Annotated in this window: 2 protein-coding genes; both read right to left on the bottom strand. The window is 70.9% G+C overall.

Annotation, left to right across the window (positions count from 1 at the left end):
- Positions 1 to 69 precede the first annotated feature (69 nt).
- On the bottom strand, positions 70 to 360 hold the full coding sequence (locus U9R90_RS36540; protein WP_411061817.1) for a hypothetical protein: 291 nt from the start codon (positions 358 to 360) through the stop codon (positions 70 to 72).
- Positions 361 to 488: 128 nt separating this feature from the next.
- Positions 489 to 800 (bottom strand): S41 family peptidase (locus U9R90_RS36535; RefSeq protein WP_411061816.1); only part of this gene is annotated, 312 nt, incomplete at its 5' end.

Genomic DNA, 800 nt, shown 5'->3' with positions numbered 1-800 from the left:
TGCGCGCAGCACGACGCCCGAGGGGCGCCCCCGGTACCTACCGGGGGCGCCCCTCACCGTGATGGGGTGTCAGCTCCAGTCGTCCTGGGCGTCCTGGGCCTCCTGCTGAGCGCGCTGCTGGCCCTGCTGCTTGGCCTGCTGGGCGCGCTGCTGGCCCTGCTGCTTGGCCTGCTGGGCCCGCTGCTGGCCCTGCTGGCCGGCCTGGGTGCCGCGCTCGCGGGCTTCCTCAGCCAGGCGCTGCATCTCCTCCGGCGTCTTGGCCCCGTGCTGCGGAGCCTGCTCCTTGCCTCGCTGTGCCTGCTGCCTGGCCTTCTCGGCGTACTCCTGCGCCTTGTCCTTGAACTGGTCTGACATACCCATGAAGGTTCACTCCTGTGTGGGTGAGGGGGATGAGGCCTCGACCAGCGTGGCACGCACGAACATTCCACGCATTTCGACCAGTAGCTCTGCGTAATCAGCCGCAGCCGGTCGCAGGGAGCCGGCCGCAATCAGCCCCGCGGCGGCAACTTGGGCCGCCGCCGCCCCGGCACCGCCGAGTAGTCCGGCGGGTCCGAAGCAGGGTGCTGCTCCAGCCGATCCAGAGCCACCCGCACCGCGTCGTCCAGCTGCGCATGGCGCCCCTCGGCCCAGTCGAGCGGAGTGCGCAGGACCTCCAAGTCCGGTTCCACACCCAGGTTTTCGATGGACCACCCGTACGCGTCGAACCACGCCGCGTTCATCGGCACGGTGATCACGGTCCCGTCCCCGAGCCGATGCCGCCCGGTCATCCCCACCACCCCACCCCACGTGCGCTGCCCCAC

The sequence above is a fragment of the Streptomyces sp. E11-3 genome (assembly GCF_046540415.1).
In the GTDB taxonomy this organism is placed as follows: Bacteria; Actinomycetota; Actinomycetes; order Streptomycetales; family Streptomycetaceae; genus Streptomyces.
The sequence above is the reverse complement of the archived record's forward strand: the minus strand, read 5'-3'. Positions and strand labels throughout refer to the sequence as shown.

Bases quoted from the DNA above. Each gene is read 5' to 3' on its own strand.
- U9R90_RS36540 (WP_411061817.1), bottom strand. From the start codon at position 360: ATGGGTATGTCAGACCAGTTCAAGGACAAGGCGCAGGAGTACGCCGAG.